The sequence below is a fragment of the Bacillus sp. CD3-5 genome, from assembly GCF_006349665.1.
In the GTDB taxonomy this organism is placed as follows: domain Bacteria; phylum Bacillota; class Bacilli; order Bacillales; family Bacillaceae_G; genus Bacillus_A; species Bacillus_A paranthracis.
The window spans coordinates 32,188-49,935 of sequence record NZ_VEPX01000011.1; the positions used below are offsets into that span (position 1 = coordinate 32,188).

At 34.2% G+C, this 17,748-nt stretch carries 16 protein-coding genes and 1 pseudogene; 4 read left to right on the forward strand and 13 right to left on the reverse strand.

Features of this window, described 5'->3' with window-relative positions:
- Positions 1-17: 17 nt before the first annotated feature.
- Both FH036_RS19515 and brnQ1 read right to left on the reverse strand, forming a co-directional pair.
- Positions 18-1,739, reverse strand: a complete 1,722-nt coding sequence (locus FH036_RS19515; RefSeq protein ID WP_139896137.1) for a DUF2339 domain-containing protein — start codon at positions 1,737-1,739, stop codon at positions 18-20.
- 133 nt (positions 1,740-1,872) lie between these two features.
- On the reverse strand, positions 1,873-3,174 hold the full coding sequence (brnQ1, locus tag FH036_RS19520) for a branched-chain amino acid transport system II carrier protein BrnQ1 (RefSeq protein WP_139896138.1): 1,302 nt from the start codon (positions 3,172-3,174) through the stop codon (positions 1,873-1,875).
- A gap of 252 nt (positions 3,175-3,426) precedes the next feature.
- On the opposite strand from brnQ1, the gene FH036_RS19525 reads away from it, so the two are divergent.
- The gene (locus tag FH036_RS19525; protein ID WP_000443149.1) at positions 3,427-4,812 is read left to right on the forward strand and encodes a peptide MFS transporter; all 1,386 of its coding nucleotides are present in this window, start codon (positions 3,427-3,429) and stop codon (positions 4,810-4,812) included.
- A 29-nt stretch (positions 4,813-4,841) separates the two neighbouring features.
- Here FH036_RS19525 and FH036_RS19530 read toward each other — a convergent pair whose 3' ends face one another.
- From FH036_RS19530 to FH036_RS19545, 4 genes are all read right to left on the reverse strand, one after another.
- Complete coding sequence (locus FH036_RS19530; RefSeq protein WP_044791446.1) at positions 4,842-5,474, reverse strand: class A sortase; 633 nt, start codon at positions 5,472-5,474, stop codon at positions 4,842-4,844.
- A gap of 116 nt (positions 5,475-5,590) precedes the next feature.
- Positions 5,591-6,064, reverse strand: a complete 474-nt coding sequence (locus tag FH036_RS19535; RefSeq protein ID WP_138322472.1) for a DUF2178 domain-containing protein — start codon at positions 6,062-6,064, stop codon at positions 5,591-5,593.
- Positions 6,057-6,275 (reverse strand): helix-turn-helix transcriptional regulator, encoded by a 219-nt coding sequence (locus tag FH036_RS19540; RefSeq protein ID WP_000154009.1) that lies wholly within the window; start codon positions 6,273-6,275, stop codon positions 6,057-6,059. Before FH036_RS19540 ends, FH036_RS19535 begins: the two co-directional genes overlap by 8 nt.
- Before the next feature lie 112 nt (positions 6,276-6,387).
- Positions 6,388-7,671 carry a 3D domain-containing protein gene (locus FH036_RS19545; RefSeq protein WP_044791328.1) on the reverse strand — a complete coding sequence of 428 codons (1,284 nt, stop codon included), beginning with the start codon at positions 7,669-7,671 and terminating at the stop codon, positions 6,388-6,390.
- A 484-nt stretch (positions 7,672-8,155) separates the two neighbouring features.
- Here FH036_RS19545 and FH036_RS19550 point away from each other — a divergent pair, with 484 nt between their 5' ends.
- Complete coding sequence (locus FH036_RS19550) at positions 8,156-8,836, forward strand: methyl-accepting chemotaxis protein (RefSeq protein WP_372465543.1); 681 nt, start codon at positions 8,156-8,158, stop codon at positions 8,834-8,836.
- A 132-nt stretch (positions 8,837-8,968) separates the two neighbouring features.
- A complete protein-coding gene (locus FH036_RS19555; RefSeq protein ID WP_044791332.1) occupies positions 8,969-9,781 on the forward strand; it encodes an undecaprenyl-diphosphate phosphatase in 813 nt (270 codons plus the stop codon).
- Between the two features lie 58 nt (positions 9,782-9,839).
- Here FH036_RS19555 and FH036_RS19560 read toward each other — a convergent pair whose 3' ends face one another.
- Entirely contained in the window at positions 9,840-10,043 is a 204-nt protein-coding gene (locus tag FH036_RS19560; RefSeq protein WP_001268330.1) for a hypothetical protein, read from the reverse strand.
- A 172-nt stretch (positions 10,044-10,215) separates the two neighbouring features.
- Between FH036_RS19560 and FH036_RS19565 the strand changes: the two genes are divergently transcribed.
- Positions 10,216-11,367 (forward strand): VanZ family protein, encoded by a 1,152-nt coding sequence (locus tag FH036_RS19565; protein WP_000127969.1) that lies wholly within the window; start codon positions 10,216-10,218, stop codon positions 11,365-11,367.
- A 7-nt stretch (positions 11,368-11,374) separates the two neighbouring features.
- On the opposite strand, the pseudogene FH036_RS19570 reads toward FH036_RS19565, so the two are convergent.
- The 6 genes and pseudogenes from FH036_RS19570 to bdhA form a co-directional block, all read right to left on the reverse strand.
- Positions 11,375-12,687: pseudogene (locus FH036_RS19570) on the reverse strand (D-arabinono-1,4-lactone oxidase).
- The gene (locus FH036_RS19575) at positions 12,675-13,847 is read right to left on the reverse strand and encodes an amino acid deaminase/aldolase (protein WP_139896139.1); all 1,173 of its coding nucleotides are present in this window, start codon (positions 13,845-13,847) and stop codon (positions 12,675-12,677) included. Before FH036_RS19575 ends, FH036_RS19570 begins: the two are co-directional and overlap by 13 nt.
- Positions 13,848-13,955: 108 nt before the next feature.
- Complete coding sequence (gene sph / locus FH036_RS19580) at positions 13,956-14,972, reverse strand: sphingomyelinase C (RefSeq protein WP_154982574.1); 1,017 nt, start codon at positions 14,970-14,972, stop codon at positions 13,956-13,958.
- A 58-nt stretch (positions 14,973-15,030) separates the two neighbouring features.
- Positions 15,031-15,882: a phospholipase CerA gene (gene cerA / locus FH036_RS19585; protein WP_000731007.1), complete on the reverse strand. Its 852-nt coding sequence runs from the start codon at positions 15,880-15,882 to the stop codon at positions 15,031-15,033.
- A 253-nt stretch (positions 15,883-16,135) separates the two neighbouring features.
- Entirely contained in the window at positions 16,136-16,480 is a 345-nt protein-coding gene (locus FH036_RS19590) for a potassium channel family protein (RefSeq protein ID WP_000948232.1), read from the reverse strand.
- Between the two features lie 117 nt (positions 16,481-16,597).
- Positions 16,598-17,650, reverse strand: a complete 1,053-nt coding sequence (gene bdhA, locus FH036_RS19595) for a (R,R)-butanediol dehydrogenase (protein ID WP_000645822.1) — start codon at positions 17,648-17,650, stop codon at positions 16,598-16,600.
- Positions 17,651-17,748: the final 98 nt, after the last annotated feature.

Sequence of the window (17,748 nt, forward strand, 5' to 3'; positions counted from 1 at the left end):
TATGGATTGCCTTCTTCTCATTTCTCTTCTTTTGAGAAAAACATTCTTGAAATAACGATGCCTATACTTCCTACGATTAAGAATAACACTGCCCTAATCATCATTGAAACTTCTGGTAAGTCTAGAAGGAATAGCTTTCCTATCGTTACGACTAACACGACTAAGCCGGCATATAATATTTCATTCATATTTTTATTCCGGCCAAGCCAAACTGCAAATAATGCATATACCATCCATAATAAGGATACAGATACGCTTATTATACTTCCATCTGTAGAAAGCACTTCACCGACTCTAGTAATTGCAATAAATATGATAACCATAAACCAATAGAGTGCTATAGAATAAACGTATTTTCCAAAACTCTTTAACACATCTTTCGCTTGTTTCATGCAGTAATAAAATGTACCTATTAAAATAATATGAGCAACAAACCCAGCTGAAAAGAAATGATCAAATGGACTAAAAATAGTCTGTATCATTCCAATCGCATAAATCGTCGCACTAACATACAATTTTATTTGTTGTTTTACTTTAATAGCAGTCACCATACCGAGGAAACCTTGTAATAATAATACAATCGCTGCATTCACTAAACTATACTCATATAAAATAGCTAAACTAAATGCTCCCATTGCGAAACCAAATAAAAGATTGGTAAATGTAGAATATCGATTCTTCCTATATTCAAACACGAACATAATAGCATGCACAAGCGCACTAATCATTAATCCCCATGTTGTAAATTCATGTATTTTTGAAATGGCTAATATAAAGAAAACTGCATTCGCACTAAATATCGCCAAGCGTGGCTCTACTATAAAACTTCTCTCCGTAAACATATGCCAAAATAATAGTAAGTGAATTAAACCATAAACAACCGTTAACTGTACTTGCAAATCCTTTACTAACATTGACATAATAGCAAAGAAGACAAAAAGGACAATAGCAGCAACAGCATAAGAAATCATATATAAATACTGATAACGATTTTTCAGGGCATACCATAATAAGCTAAGTGTTAGTATCGTCTCATATCCAAAGAAAATATACGGATTAGGAGTCGTACTATTTAATAAGAATGGCACGAAGAAAGCTCCTACCGCTACGAAGATAGTAAGATATTCCGATTGATACCTCTTCGCTATATAAATACCTAAAATGACCCATGCGATATTACATAGAAACGCGACACTCGCTGGAATAAATCCATATAAATAATGTGCCGCAAATGTCGTTAAAACTATACCCGTAATACTTCCTCCTGCTAATACTAATCCTAACGCTTGCCGCTCTCGTTTAATTTGAATATCCCCTATATAATAAAAACCGATTGATAGGACAATACCAAACACAATTCGTATTGCTGGTGTTAATAATCCAGCATCTACCCCTGCTTTAAATAACCAGATTACTCCAAGCAACATAATACCGACAAATATGCGTGGTAACCACGTTTGGCAAAACTTAATAATATTAAATGGTTCTGGTTTAAAAGCAGATATATCTACTTGTTTTACCTCACGTTCTTGCACGGGCTCTTTTATTATAACTACTTCTTCTTTAGATTTTTCTTCCGTTACCGTTTCAATATGTTCTTTCTTTTCCTTACTAACATGTTGCTGAGCATTTTCTACTTCTATTTCTTTTTGTTTTGCTTTCAATTCAAAAAGTGCTTCTTGAATTGTTTCAATTGCCATTTCGAGCGCTTCTATTTTCTTATTAAAATCTTCCTTCATACGCTCCCCCCTCACCATTCATTCGAAACCTATATATTACCAATTATCTTTATCATACTCTTAGTCTATTCATTTTCAATACCATTTTTCCAAAAAAGAAAGGTGTTTTCCGAAATAGGAAAACACCTTTTACTTATTGATTCTTATTTATAACAATACTCACGATAACACCAATACAAGCACCCATAATAGCTGGAACAATCCATCCTACACCTTCTGTATAAAACGGAATGTACTTTAATACTGATGTCCATTGATTCAACATTACATTTTTATTGAAAATATCAACTGCACTAAACACCGCTACAATTCCAACAGTTACTGTATATACGTATGCATACTTCTCAATATACTTATGGAATAGCCCTAAAATAATAAGCGTTAATGCAACTGGATAAATAAATCCAAGAATCGGTACTGATACTTTTAAAATTTGTGTTAATCCTAAATTAGCTAAAATCATACTAACCAAACTTAATATAAATGCCCAAACTTTATACGCTACTTTTGGAAATGCACTTGTGAAAAATTGACTACAAGATGTAACAAGTCCGATTGACACACATAAACACGCGATCGTAAAAATAAGACCTAATAAAACGACCCCTCCTTGTCCAAATAATGTAGTCATCACTTGCGCTAACACTTGTGCACCATTATCAAATTTCCCCAATGAGCCACTTATTGAACCGACATATCCAAGTATGACGTAAATAATAGATAATAATAGTCCCGCTCCAATTCCAGCAATACTCATATATTTCGCTAAACCTTTATCATCTTCAATACCTTTTGCACGAAGAGCATTTGCAATCACAATCCCAAAAATTAAAGCTGCTAATGCATCCATCGTTAAATATCCATCTAAAAATCCTTGGAACATAGGTGCTTGTCCATAGTTTCCAGCAGCCTCTTTCACACTACCTACTGATGTAAACATGCTCTTTATAAAGATAAGAGCAATCATACCTAATAATAACGGTGTTAAAACCTTTCCGAACAACCCCATTAATTTAGACGGTGATAAACTTAACCAGTACACGATACTAAAGAAAATAACCGTGTAACATAATAAAATTATGCTTCCCGCTTCTGGGAAAAACTGACCTGGCCCCATTTCAAAAGCTAAACTTCCTGCACGTGGTATACCAAGTCCTGGTCCAATAAATACATACACGATACACGGGAAAATAATAGCGAATGAAGAATGAACCCTACCCGCTAGTGCTTGAAAACTTCCTGCTTTCGCAATCGCAATAACTCCCAATATAGGAAGACCTGTTGCTGATATAATAAACCCTACTAACGAAATCCACACATGTTCCCCTGCTTCATACCCAAGGAAAGGTGGGAATATAAGATTCCCCGCGCCAAAGAACATCGAGAATAACATAAGACTAATAAGTAAAATTTCTTTTTTCTGTAACAATTTCATTTCTTTCTCCTTCTTTAATTTCATCTTTTATGAAATCAATTTCACATATAAAAAATTGCAGTAAACCGCTTCATCACAAAGAAAACATAGTCCATAGTCTAACATAAAAGAAACACCCATTCTATAGCTATATCTCTTTTCCAATTTCTTCTGAAAAATCAACCTTTATTGACTTATAATAGTTAATAAGGTAAAATATTAAATGTACAAAATTATTAACTTTGTTTTTGTTTGTGTCAGGAGGAAAATAACATGGAATCAGCGATACAACTAGAAAGAGAACAACAAAGAAAAAAGAAACATCCTCCAGGTTTATACTTACTCTTCTTTACAGAAATGTGGGAAAGATTTAGTTACTATGGATTACGAGGATTATTAACATTATATTTAACGACAGCTTTAGTAAGCGGTGGTCTTGGGTTTAGTCCTGCATGGGCACTCTCCATTTACGGATTTTACACTGGAGCCTGTTATTTCACACCAATGATTGGTGGATACTTAACAGACCGGTTCCTAGGTAGACGAAAAGCAATCACAATTGGTGGTATAACAATGGCAATCGGTAACCTTACACTATTTGCCATGCAAAACCAAATCGGCCTATACCTCGGATTAGCGCTTATTATTATCGGTAATGGATTCTTCAAACCGAATATCTCTACACTTGTTGGAGAATTATACGAAGAGAACGATCCAAAACGTGACAGTGCATTTACTATTTTCTATATGGGTATTAACGTCGGGTCATTTTTAGCTCCACTCGTTTGTGGATTTTTATCAGAAAATTTATTCAAAACAACGGTTGATGGCGTTGTACATTACGGATTCCGTTACGGATTCTTAGCCGCTTCAATCGGAATGATCATTGGACAAATTTTATTTACAACACTATCAAATCGCTTCCTTGGCGATATCGGTAAAAAACCAACTCGCGATTTACAAACAACAGATGGACAACCATCAGTAGGAGATACACCGTTAACAAAAAAAGAAAAGCAGCGTACTGCAGTTATCGTCATTTTAACATGCTTCGTTGTCTTCTTCTGGGCTGGCTTTGAACAAGCTGGTAGCTCATTAACACTATATACAAACAAATTTGTAGACCGCTCTGTGTTCGGATGGGAAGTTCCAACATCTTGGTTCCAATCGGTCAATCCATTATTTATTATTTTACTTGCTCCAGTCATTTCAGCATTATGGGCAAAACTTGCAACTCGCAAGCGCGGGGATTTAAAAATCCCAACTAAAATGGGACTTGGTATGATTTTGCTCGGTATCGGTTATATCATTCTCGTTATCGCTACATTAAAAACTGGTAGTGATGAACATAACATTACAGAAAAAGCAAACTTACTATTTATCGTCTTTACGTATCTTTTCCATACGTTAGGTGAGCTATTCTTATCACCTGTTGGACTATCAATGGTTAGTGCACTTGCCCCAGTAAAACTTGCTTCTTTATTAATGGGAGTATGGTTAGCAAGCTCAGGTATTGCTAACATTTTAGGTGGACAACTTGCAAGCTTCACAACTTCACTTGGATATGCTGAAGTATTTACAGTAATTGGCGCTGTAGCAATCGTTTTAGGTTGTGTTTTATTATTAATTTCTAAGAAGTTAGTAAAATGGATGGATTAAAAAAGATGAGGGATTTCCCCTCATCTTTTTTATTTCTTCGCCTTCGTTCCTACTAAATCACCAGCAACAACATAACGTTTAGAATTATCTTTCACAGATACACATGTAATTAGTGTTATTTCATCTTTCCCGTGATCCTCAACAACTTCCCATTTATCAGGAGTTACTTCAGATACACCAGTAACCACATATTCATATTCATTTTCATTATCATACAAATAAATTTTATCGCCTTTTTTTAGAGACGCTATATCACTAAATAAAACACCTTTTTTAGACATGTTATGTCCTGCTAATGCATAATTCCCTTTTCCCATTACTTGATTTTCTTTTACTGTTGCTGCACCTGATAATAGGTTTTTCTCAGTAGAAGACTTTAAAACAGGAAGTTCTAATGAAACACTTGGAATCGAAATACGACCAATTACTTGTTTCTTATCTAAAGATGCGTTCGCTACTTCTGCCAAGTCTGGTTGATTAATTTTCGAAGCATCTACAAATTCCGTCTCATGTTTTTCATAATCCATATTTTGGACAGCCTGTACATTTTCAGTCTGTTTCTTTTCAGCTTGATATCCATCATAAAATGGCTTGCCGATTAATACACCACCTACAACAAATAGGAGGATTGCTACTATACTATAAATTCTTTGCTTATTCATATACAATTCCTTTCCCTTACAAAATCTTACTCTATATAAAATGATAAGATAATATTGCTATATGTACAAGTGTAAGCTGAAAAGAAACCTTCTTGCTGATGCAAGAAGGTTTCTTTTTAAGCGATTTTATTTCGATATAAAGATACGTGGAAAATTGTCATTTGAATAAAGAAAATACTAAATGCAATATATATTGGATATGCAGGAACATATAGATTAGCAATGGGAGAAAGCGTTAAAAAACCAACCGCACAAGGCAACACGTACCATAGTGACATAAATGTAGTACGACAAGCCTTTTCTGTAATTGCCTTTTCCCGCTCATCTTCTTGAGGAAATAATAGTGGAAACATCCAATATGATAGCTCTTTATATTTTTTCTTTTGAATTTTATAAAGAATAGTCGATACAATACCAAATATTAGAAGCAATCCTATTGGCATTAAACTCACCGAAACTTCAAATGGTACCCTCTTCGTTTGAATAAAATTCGCAACTTCGATAGTAAAATAATACAACTCAATAAATGCCCAACCTGCTAATACCATTAAGAGTACATTCAACATATAGGAAAATACAAGTCTATTCATCCTCTTCCCCCTCCTTATTTAAAACAAACACATCTTCCATCTTGAGCTCGAACACATCGCAAATCGTAAGCGCTAATAACAATGAAGGAACATAATCCCCTTTTTCAATTGCCGCGATTGTTTGTCTCGTCACTCCAACCTTTTCTGCTAATACACTTTGCGAAAAATTAAATCGAGCTCTTAATTCCTTCACTCTATTTAAAATGGTCAAATTTACCACCTCTCACCATCATTGTATGCTATCCTTAACAAAATGTAAACTCAACTTAACATTGTTTTTATAAAAAAATCCAACTCTACGTATTGTAAAGTTGGATTACGTGTTAGTTTAAAATTGTAACTTTAACGATTTTTCTTCCCCATTGACTAGAAGACCCTTTATCAGGCATTAACACATCAATTCTGTTACCTTTAATCGCTCCACCAGTATCTGCTGCAATTGCGACTCCATAACCTTCAACATTTACAGTTTTACCTAATGGAATAACTTTTGGATCTACAGCAATTAATTTCATTCCTGGATTTGCAGTTAAATTATAGTGTCCCCATGCAGAAAATACTTGTTGACCTGGCGCATAACCATTTTCCGCTGGATCAGCTGTATAAGCTGTAGCTTCTACATAAATTTCTTTCCCACCAGCAGTTGGCTTAGGAGATGGTTCAGGTTGTGGAGGTTCTACCTTCGAATTATTATTAGTAACTGGTTCAGCTGGTTTATCAGCTGGTTTACTAGCTTTTGCTTGCTTTTGCTTTTCAGCAATTTCCGCTTGCGCTTTCGCTAAAGCTTCTTGCTCAGCTTTTGCAGCTGCTTCTGCTTTCGCACGCTCTTCCGCTGCAATTCTTGCTGCTTCTTGCTCACGAGCAATTGTTTCTTGTACTGCTTTCATGTTTGATTCGATTTTAGCCTTTTCTTCTGCAGCTAAATTAAGTTGGCTTGCCACCTGATTATATTTAGCTTGAACTGTTTGTAAGTTAGCTTGACGCTTTTTCAAGTTATCTTGCAGTTCAGCTTGTGCTTTTGCTAATTTTTGTTTGTCTACTACTAAAGATGCTTCTTTCTCGTCAATTGTTTTCTTATCTTCTTCAATTTGACGAAGATCTTGTTCTTGTAGACGTAAAATTTCTTTATCAGCTTCTAAAATAGTAGAAACTGCATTCATACGTTGTAGGAAATCAGCAAAGTTTTTTGACTCTACTACAACTTCTACTACTAAACTTGTATTTGAACTGTTTTGAACAGAAACCATACGTTTTCTCATAATATCCTTACGAGCAAGGACTTTATCCTCTAAAACGACAATCTCTTTCTTTTTTTGTTCAATCTGCTTATGTGTTTCATCGATTTTACGTTGAATAGCAGCTTGATCCTCTTTATTTTTTGCAATTGTATTATTTAAATTATGTAGTTCGTTTTCGATACCTTGAATCTCTTTACTAACAGCTTGCTTCTCTTGCTCTTTCTTTTGCATTTCTGCATCGTTTTGCTGCAATTGCTGTTGCATGTTGTTAAGTTTCTCGTCGTTTGACTCTGCTTTAACAGCGACTGTACTAGAAAGACCTATAATGCCTGCTAATACTAGACTACTGATTCGCTTAAAATAGTTCATAATCCGACTCCCTTCTTATACAGTTATACATGATTTATTTTACAGTTTGTTTACAATACCATTAAATACAGTTTATTTTTCATGACGAAAAAAAGGGAATTATGCATAAAATGTAATAGATTCTTAAATATTTAACAATTCCTATATTTAAAAATTATAAAAGATGCTAAAATCCAAATATAGAGAAAATATAACTTCTAAAGGCGGTTGAAATAAATATATGTTTACTCAAAAGAAATCACTCCAACATAAAATTGATCAATTAGAAAGTCGTATACAAGAACTAGAAGCAGAATTAAAACAAAAGGATATCGAACAACAAGAGACTATTTCTTCTATCCACGATCGTGTACAAAGCGTTGTTCAAGAGCATCAACTTGTAAATAACCAGCACAATACACTTCAAAATTTAGTTCAACAATTAAGCTCATGTTTTGAAAATGTTTCAACACGTACTACACATTCCAATGAATTGAATAACGAAATGCTACAAAAAGAACAAAGTTTAATTCAATCTATTGAAGAAATTATTGATTGTTCTAACGAAGGAAAAGAATCTGTTCATCGTTTACTTATTGTAATTAATAAATTAGGTGAACAATCCCAGCGCACGTCTAATAGTATGAATCATTTAAGTGAACGCTCAAAAGAAATTGAGCAAATTGTAGAAGTCATCCAAAACATTGCAGCACAAACAAATTTACTTGCTTTAAATGCAAGCATTGAAGCTGCTCGTGCTGGAGAACACGGTAAAGGGTTCGCTGTCGTTGCCAATGAAGTAAGAAAACTAGCAGAAAGTACCGCTGAAAGTACAAAAAACATCGGCAACTTAACGAAAAAAATTCAAGAAGAAATTGAAAAAGCATACGATAATACAAAAGATAATTTGCATTTAGTCGATGAAGGTGTAGAAATGAGTGCCGATACAAACGCTAGAATCGAAAATATTTTAATTATGATTCAAACGTTACAAAACGGTGCTACTAATGTTATTAAAGCTATTGAAAACCAAAAAACTTGTAATGATGATATATTACGAGAATTCGCTAATACACAACAAATGTTCCAAAAGTTAAATACTACTATTATGAATCACATTCATGATGCTGAGAAAGTCGATGTTCAATTAACGAAAAGTCTTGAAGAAACAGTAGTTTCTCATTAATAATAAAAATCCCTTATACTGCTATAAGGGATTTTTATTATATTTCGAATATTTATTTCTTCTCAATATTCATCTGTATCTTTGTTATAATGGACAAGTTGTTTCTTTCGACTATTAAACAGGGAGGTTATTATGGAACAATTTCACTACATTTTAAAATATTTAATTCTTGGTCTGTTCCAAGGACTTACAGAACCAATTCCGATTTCTTCAAGCGGTCACCTCGTTTTAGCACAGCATTTGCTAGGACTAAAAATAGAAGGGTTTAGCTTCGAACTACTTGTTAATTCAGCTTCATTATTAGCTGTATTACTTATTTATAGAAATGATTTAATTCGTCTAACGAAGAATGGTCTATCTTATATATTTACAAGAGCAGAAGATGCAAAATCAGATTTCTTCTTTATTATTTACCTTGTTATTGCGACCATTCCAGCAGGTGTTATTGGTGTTTTATTTAAAGATTACATCGATCAGTACTTAAAAGGTGTGAAAATGGTTGGGATTTCCCTTCTTATTACCGCTGTCGGACTTTGGATTATTAGAAACTTGCGTGGACGTAAAAATGATGGCGATCTTTCTATGAAAGACGCAATTATCGTCGGATTAGCACAAGCTTGCGCACTAATTCCTGGAATAAGCCGATCAGGTGCAACAATCGTAGCAGCGATGTTACTTGGTATGAAGCAAGAAACGGCTCTTCGTTTCTCATTCTTACTATATATCCCTGTTAGCTTAGGTGGTTTATTACTAAGTATTACAGACATTGCAAAAGATCCAAATCTAGATACACTATTCGTACCATATATCGTTGCATTTATCGCAACATTTATCATGACGTATATTTCATTAAAATGGTTTATGAACATTATGGCAAAAGGAAATTTAAAATATTTCTCTTTCTATTGCATTATCGTAGGTGTACTTACTCTTATTTTCTTATAAGGTGAAACTTACAAATCAAAAAGCGAGTCATTCTATTACACTAGAACGACTCGTTTTTTTATGCATATACTTTCTTTTCTTGACAATACAAACGAATAACATGTTTATTTTGTTGAAATACATCATGCGTTAGGCGGATAATAATAAAATTTCGTTTTATTTGATCATCATGAACAAAAATCTGTTCTCCCTCTTGAAAACGCCATGCACTTTCAAAAGTTGTAATATGATCCCCACTTACAGAAAAAAGCTCATATCGCATATTTTGTACCCTCTCTCAACTTATAATAATCATAATATCATTATATTAAATTTAGTATAACTTAATTCCGTTGAAATTTGTAATTTTTTCTATTTCGAAATATTTTAATTTTGTTTTACGCTTCTTTTAACGTTATAATGATAAACGAATTTTCATTGAAAGGAGCTTCATTTTGACTGCATATATATTTCCAATAAAAACAGCATTTATTTTATTTCCTATTTTAGCAATGTTCCTCTTAATACCTTTTTTAATATTTAACTACCGAAAGTACGGTTATTTAAATAAATGGCGTTCATTTATTTTGTACTCATTATTACTTTACTTATTAAATGCCTATTTTCTTGTGATTTTGCCGTTACCACAAACATATGATACTTGTAGCCTACAACCGGCTAATACACAACACATGCAACTATCACCATTTTATTTCATACAAGAAATTAGTAATCATACTTCGGCAATTTTAACGAAACCAGCTACTTATTTCTACCTATTAAAAGAATCTGCGTTTTTACAAGTAGCATTTAACGTTCTATTAACCGTTCCATTCGGTATTTACTTACGGTATTATTTCCGACGTAGTTTCTTACAAACAATTTGTATTTCTTTTTGTCTTTCACTCTTTTTCGAGCTAACACAAGTGACTGGACTATACGGTATATACAATTGTGCGTACCGCTTATTTGATATAGATGATCTGTTTTTAAATACATTAGGCGGCGTAATCGGCTTTATCATTGCACCAATTTTTACGTACTTCCTTCCGAAAGCAAGCGAATTAGATAGTCATATTGATTTGGAAACGAAACCAGTCGGATTCGTTCGTCGCTTTATCGCGATGCAAATTGATTGGATTTTCTTATCCATCGTTGTACCTGTCATTAAAAACAAAGGAAATTCTTTCTTTGTTTCTAATATTCAATCTTACACGAACATATACGAACTCATTTTCATAACGTGTTCGATCTTTATTTACTTTATTATCATTCCATACTTTACGAATGGAAAGACAATCGGTAAAGCATTGCTTCGTATTTACGTGAAAGGACAATCAGATCGTATTACGTTGAAGGAACTATTCATCCGTTATGGTATATTCTATTTCATTTTAGGCGGAATCAATTATATTCTTTCGAGTAGCTCTATCTTAAATGTTAAAGAACCTTTAGTATTAATAGTTATAGTATTATTCCAACTCGTAATTAACGGTCTATTTATTATTCATGTTTTATTACATGTATTTAGTCGTGATAAGTTACTATTTTACGAGCGCATTAGTCAAACAAGAAATGCGATCATACTAAAAAAAGCTGACAAGTAATACTTTGTCAGCTTTTTTTCATAATCGTAAACAACTTTTCTGTGTAAGGGTTTGAAAACATTTCTGCTTCATCTAATAATTTCCTCACCTTTAGAAACGAATGCAATTCTGGATATATATTTTGTAATTTTTCGTACGTTAACGTATGCATTTTCCCCAATGCGGGCGTCCTTCATACTTTAGAAAAATTTTCTCCACCTCACCAAAATAAGCAGCATACTTCATACCTTTATACATATGAACAGCAATGTACGCTGAATCCCTTCCGTATGCTGGACTGAGCCATATGTCATCCCTTTTCACATAACGGCATTCAATTGGGAAGTGTACTTTATACTTTTTCTTTTCAATAAGGTTTGAAATTTCTTCTACAACGGCCTGCATATACTTTGAAGGAACACTATACTCCATTTCATAAAATGGAACCGCACGCGATGTAGCAAATACTTCATAACTCGGACCAATTATTTTTGTATTCGGTACAGCTTTAGCCGATAATCGACTTACTCCTTTACTTATAGAAGGAAACCATTTACATCCTTTAGATAACAAAGAAAACATCTTATTTTCTAGTAACTCTACCTTTAGTTTATGCCATTTCAAATCACTTTTTTTACCCGTTGTTTCGTTTGTAATTTTTACTTGCACTTCATCTGAATAAGGAAAAACAAAAAATTCAAAGTGGCGATTCTTCTTATATTCTTCTAGCTTGTTCATTACAGTAGATAATGACTGTTTTTCACTTTTATAAACGAGTGAATAGGCTGGAATAACCTTCAGTTTTATTTTTACAATGATACCTAACATTCCAAGCGACAACTGAAAAGCTCTCCAATATTGTACATTCTCCGTTTCCGAACAAACCATACTCTCACCTGTAGATAAAACTGCGGTAATCTCTATAACTTGTGTTGATAAACTTCCAAAGGTAATACCCGTTCCATGCGTCCCCGTACTAATTGCTCCTGCGATAGATTGCGAATCAATATCCCCTAAATTTTCTTGCGCATAACCTTTTTCCTCAAGTAACTTCCCTAGCTCATGTAACTTTGTTCCTGCCCATACTTCGGCAACCATTTCTTCCGTATCAATATTCACAATTCCCTTCAATTCATCTAAAGAAACTAAAATTTCTTCCGTTTGCACAAGAGGTGTAAACGAGTGTCCTGAACCGACAACACGAATTTTCTTCCCTTTCTTTCGCGCAAGCTCTATAACTTCTACTACATCTTGTATACTTTCTGGATACATCGTATAATGCGGTGTTCCTTCTACATTCCCTGTCCAATTTCTCCATTTTTGTCCCTTTATAGAAAGCATTGACCATCCCCCCGATATGTTGAATACTTCCCAATAATCTCTCCTTCTTTCACACGATATAAAAACGGAAACCGCTCACATAACTCTCCAGCTTTACTATGGCGAAACAAGATACAATCTCCTATTTCTACTCGTTCCTCACCGTTATAAAAAATCGGTGTTTGCACTTCACCAGCGCCTTCTAAAGCTAATAGTTTGGCGCCATTTGGCCTCCAAATCTCAGGTTCTTTATCTTTCCCAATTGCGCCTGAGGCAATATATCCGCCACCTAGACAAGTGTAAATTGTTGGGGCTGGTTTACGCACAACTGGTAAAGCAAATCCGACAGCTGGATGAAATTGCACCTCTTTATAATAATCAAACAGCTTTGGGGCATAAAAAGCCGAACCTATTGTAATCTCTGAAACTGAATGATCTTGCTCAGTTGTTTTTATACTTCCTGTGCCTCCCCCATTTACGAATCTTAGTTCAATACCTAGATTTTGTATTTCTTTTACGATATGTCCTCTTCTTTCTTTAACTTCTAACACTGATTTCTTCTTTAAATATGAAATCACTTTACTTTTCACTCGTTGATTCGGTATGTGATCTCCTACCCCAGCAATTTGGGCTTCATATCCCATTACACCATCTAGTATTAAAAATGATGATTCGTTCAACCTTTTTACTATTTTCAAAGCACCTTGCACATCTTTTACCGGTGATCTTTTGACCCCAAAAGGGAACTTAAAAAAACGACTACTCATATCAATATCTAAGCAAATACGAAAGCATCCTTTAGACTTCTCGGCAATTTTTTCTAAATAAATAATATGATCTTCACAATCCACCATACAAGTTATAATGAGCCCTTGCTTTGTTAGCAAACTTATTTCATGTAACGCTCTTTCATCATAAGCAGGATATCCGAGCAATAAATCATTGAATCCTTGTTCAATTAAAAATAAAGCTTCCCTAGGTGAAAAACACATAATACCTTGAAATCGATCACTTGCAGCCAAAATTCTTTGCATAACCGGAACAGAACGTAACGATTTACTCGCTATACGAATCTTCTTATTTCCACTTAATTCTATAATCGATTGAATATTTCTATCTAAAGCTACTTCATCCAAAAATGCACACGGTAATGGAACTTCTTTAAAAATTCCTCGATCCACATTTTTTCGCTCCTCTTTTCAATATGTCTTATACATATTGGAAAGAAAGTTGAAATTTCCTCTACAAAATAAAAAAGTTTCTTCCTATTAAGAAGAAACTTTTTAAGACTACTTCATAGAAATAGTCGCCTCTACTGGATAATGATCAGAGTAATCATTATATGTATATTTTTTGAGCCATGATGTAACAGTCCACTGTGGAGATTTCGGTTGTAATACTTTATTCTCTATAAATGATGGATTCGCATGATCCTTACTTGCAATAATATAATCTAAATACTCGGCAGGGCTATCAGGGAAATTATATTTTGCAATACTGTTTGTCGTCGCATCCCAAGTTGCTGTATGTCCTGTATAAGATGGAATAGAAGCATGTAATGTTTTGAACATTGATGCGTACTCTGAGTCACTATTGTTCTCAGCATTTATTTTATTCACATTCATATCACCACCAAATAAGACGTACTCGTCATTTGGTATATTTTTATTTTTAATAAAATCTTGAATTTCTTTTAACTGGTTTGTACGTACAGATGCAGGTGAAGTTTTTCCGCACATACTATCTTCAGCCTGCAAATGCGTCCCAATTACATGAACGAAACGATCATTTTTCTTAATTTTCGTGTATACAAATCCTTTATTCGATAAATTATCTGGTCCGCATCCATTTGCAAATACATATTGAACCTTTTCAACGATCGGCCATTTGCTCACGATTGCAACGCCCCCATCTTCAGGAGTTGCAGATGAATAGCTACCTAACGTTTTATCCCATTCATTTCCGTTACTACGACCTAATACAGCTGTTTGATTTGGGTATTCTTTCTTCAAATTTCCTAAAAGGCGATCTGAAGCACTATTATCAAACACTTCATTTAATATAACAACGTCTTGATTCTTCATATAATCTGCCGCCCCAATTAAATCAGCACGCTCACTTTGTCCCCAATTCGGATATAAGTTAGTTGATAGCATGTACACATTATGCGTCATCACTTTCAAAGTGTTGTTTTGATCTGTAGACGTATCTGCTTGAGCTGAAGATCCTCCGTATAAAACTCCTAAACCAATCCCAAAGCTAAGTACACCTTTTAACAATTTACCTTTCACGTTCCATACCTCCATGTGTAGAGTAATAAAAAGGTCAAATGCTCTATTGTGAGATTTGACCTTTTTTAAATACTTAACGATCTCCGTACGTATCAAACCAAAGCTGAATGTATCCAGCGGTAACACGTTGTGCATCCATTAATCGCTTACCTGTCATCGGTGTAACTTCAGCACGCCATTTATCTGCATATTCTTGTGACACAGCTGCTTTTACGAACCAATCTTTCGTATTATCATTTACAATTCCAGAGTAATCTTGTTTCGCCACTACTGCCGCTCCATGGATCCAATCTTCTGGATTTGTACCTTTCCAATTCCAATATCCATTTCCATCCGTTACTTTATAATTATCTTTTATCGTATCTACAAAGTTTTCATATTTAGAATGGAATCCTTGTGGATACGAAAGATTTGTAAAGTTTGCCGCATGCATCGGTTGATTTACATCTCCTAAATAATGAAGAGATAATCCTAAATAGAAGAATGCTTGTTTCATATCTTTATTTTTGTATGATTCACCAGCTAATTTAAAATATTTAGCTCCGGTTTCTTTTGCCTGCTTTGCAAATGGAATATATGTTTTTCCATTGTCTGGATCATAGAAATGTGAAGCAAATGTGCTATTATCATAATAAGGATTTTCATAGTCAGCAGCATAAATACCGTTCTCTAACTCCGTACGCCATTCATTTAATTGTGCAACTCGATCTTGTTTTACAAGTGTTGTATTGCGAGACATAATATCAATCGCACGGTTTACAATCCATAAATGAGAATTTACGCCTTCTTTATGTTTATCTTCAGCAGACCAGCGGTGAACTATTTTTATTTTACTTCCCCCATCGTTTTCATGAGCAAATGCAACGCTTTGTAAAGGAGCTACTAATGTAATAGCTGCTGCTAAAGCAAGTACTTTCTTTTTCATCTGAAATCCTCCATTTTATAATCGAATTATTGTAAACTTTTTGTTAGGATCCTATGATGTCATCCGGTTAACCTATGACTAGAATATCCCACCTTTCACGAAATTTCTATCAATAAATTAAAATATGCAGATTTTCATATCATTATAACTTTATACACAGTGAATATAATGAATGAATACACTTTCATTTTAATAAACTATTATTAAGGCTTGTCTAAACTAATGTAAAAAAAGAGTAAAGCATCCACATGCTTTACTCTTTTTTTCTATTCGATAATATACTAGGCAGTTGTACATTAACTGCCAACTTATGAATAAATCCAAATACTAATCCAATCCCAATAAATATGTATAAGATTGTAAATATCTTCCCAAAATCAGTTTGTGGGCTAAAATTCGCATCACCGACAGTCGTCAGCGTCACAACGCTAAAATACAAAGCGTCAAGAGGACGTAATTCTTCAACTGTACTATAAAAAATCGTACCAGATGTTAATGTTAAAAATGTTAATACGAATAATACTTGAAATTCTTTATCTTTCCACGCTCGTAAACAAGCTTTTAGCATTCGTTTCAATGTCAACATAAATGAAAGCATGAGACTTCCCCTTCCAAACAAAATACTGTAGTTACAGGAAAGTCTATCACCTTTCTGTACAGAAAAAAAGTAGCCCTTTTCTATTTCTAGAAAAGAGCTAATTTTTACTATTCTATATTATTTAGGTGAAACAAGAATTTTCACTTGTGTTTTATCTTTTACAAGTGCTTCAAATCCTTCTTCAACAACTTGATCTACTGTGATTTTTTTCGTAATTAATTTCTCTGCTTGAATTTGACCAGAGCTAATTAATTTAATAACAGCTGGGAAGATATGACGGTATCCTAAAATACCAACCACTTCTTTTTCTTTTAGCACAAGATTATTTGGAGTAATTGTTGCGTCTTTTTCCCATACACTAACAATTACAGTTTGTCCTTCAAAGCTTGTGCTTTCAATTGCTTGACGAAGTACTACTTCAACACCTGTTACTTCAAAGCTTACATTTACACCTAAACCATTTGTTAAGTTGCGAATTTCAGCTAATACATCTTGAGTCGCTGGATTTAATACGTAATCCGCGCCTGCTAATTTTGCTAACTCTTGACGTTCTTTAGAAAGTTCAACTGCAATAACAGGAGTTGCTCCTGCTGCTTTAGCTGCTTGGATAACAAGAAGTCCAATTGGACCACAACCAAATACTGCTACAGCTTCCCCTTCTTTTAATTTACTTTGACGTACTGCATGAACCGCTACTGCTGCTGGTTCTACAAGAGCACCTTGTTCATACGTCATTTCATCTGGAATATGGTGAACCATATCTTCTGGTACTACTGTATATTCAGAGAAACCGCCGCCTTCTCCGCCAAGACCGTGGAAAACAAGTTGTTCACAAACATTGTAATGTCCATGTTTACAAGCTTCACATTTACCACAAGAATAAATTGGTTCTACAACGACGCGATCTCCCACTTTATGAGATGTAACGCCTTCACCGATTTCAACTACCTCACCGCTAAACTCATGACCTAAAATAACCGGTGCTTTTACATGTGTTAATGGATGCTCTTCTGTCGGAATAAAAATAGGTCCTGCTAAATATTCATGCAAGTCTGTCCCGCAGATACCACACCATTTCACTTTAATCTTAACTGCTCCTGGTTTTACAGTTGGTTCTGGTACTTCTTCTACTCTTACATCACGTTGATTATGCCAAAGTAATGCTTTCATTTTATACATCCCTCTCTATGTATATACTTAACCTGGTGAAGTTTACAAATCTATTATAATACTTCTATCCATATATTTCAAAAAAACAATCTCATTTC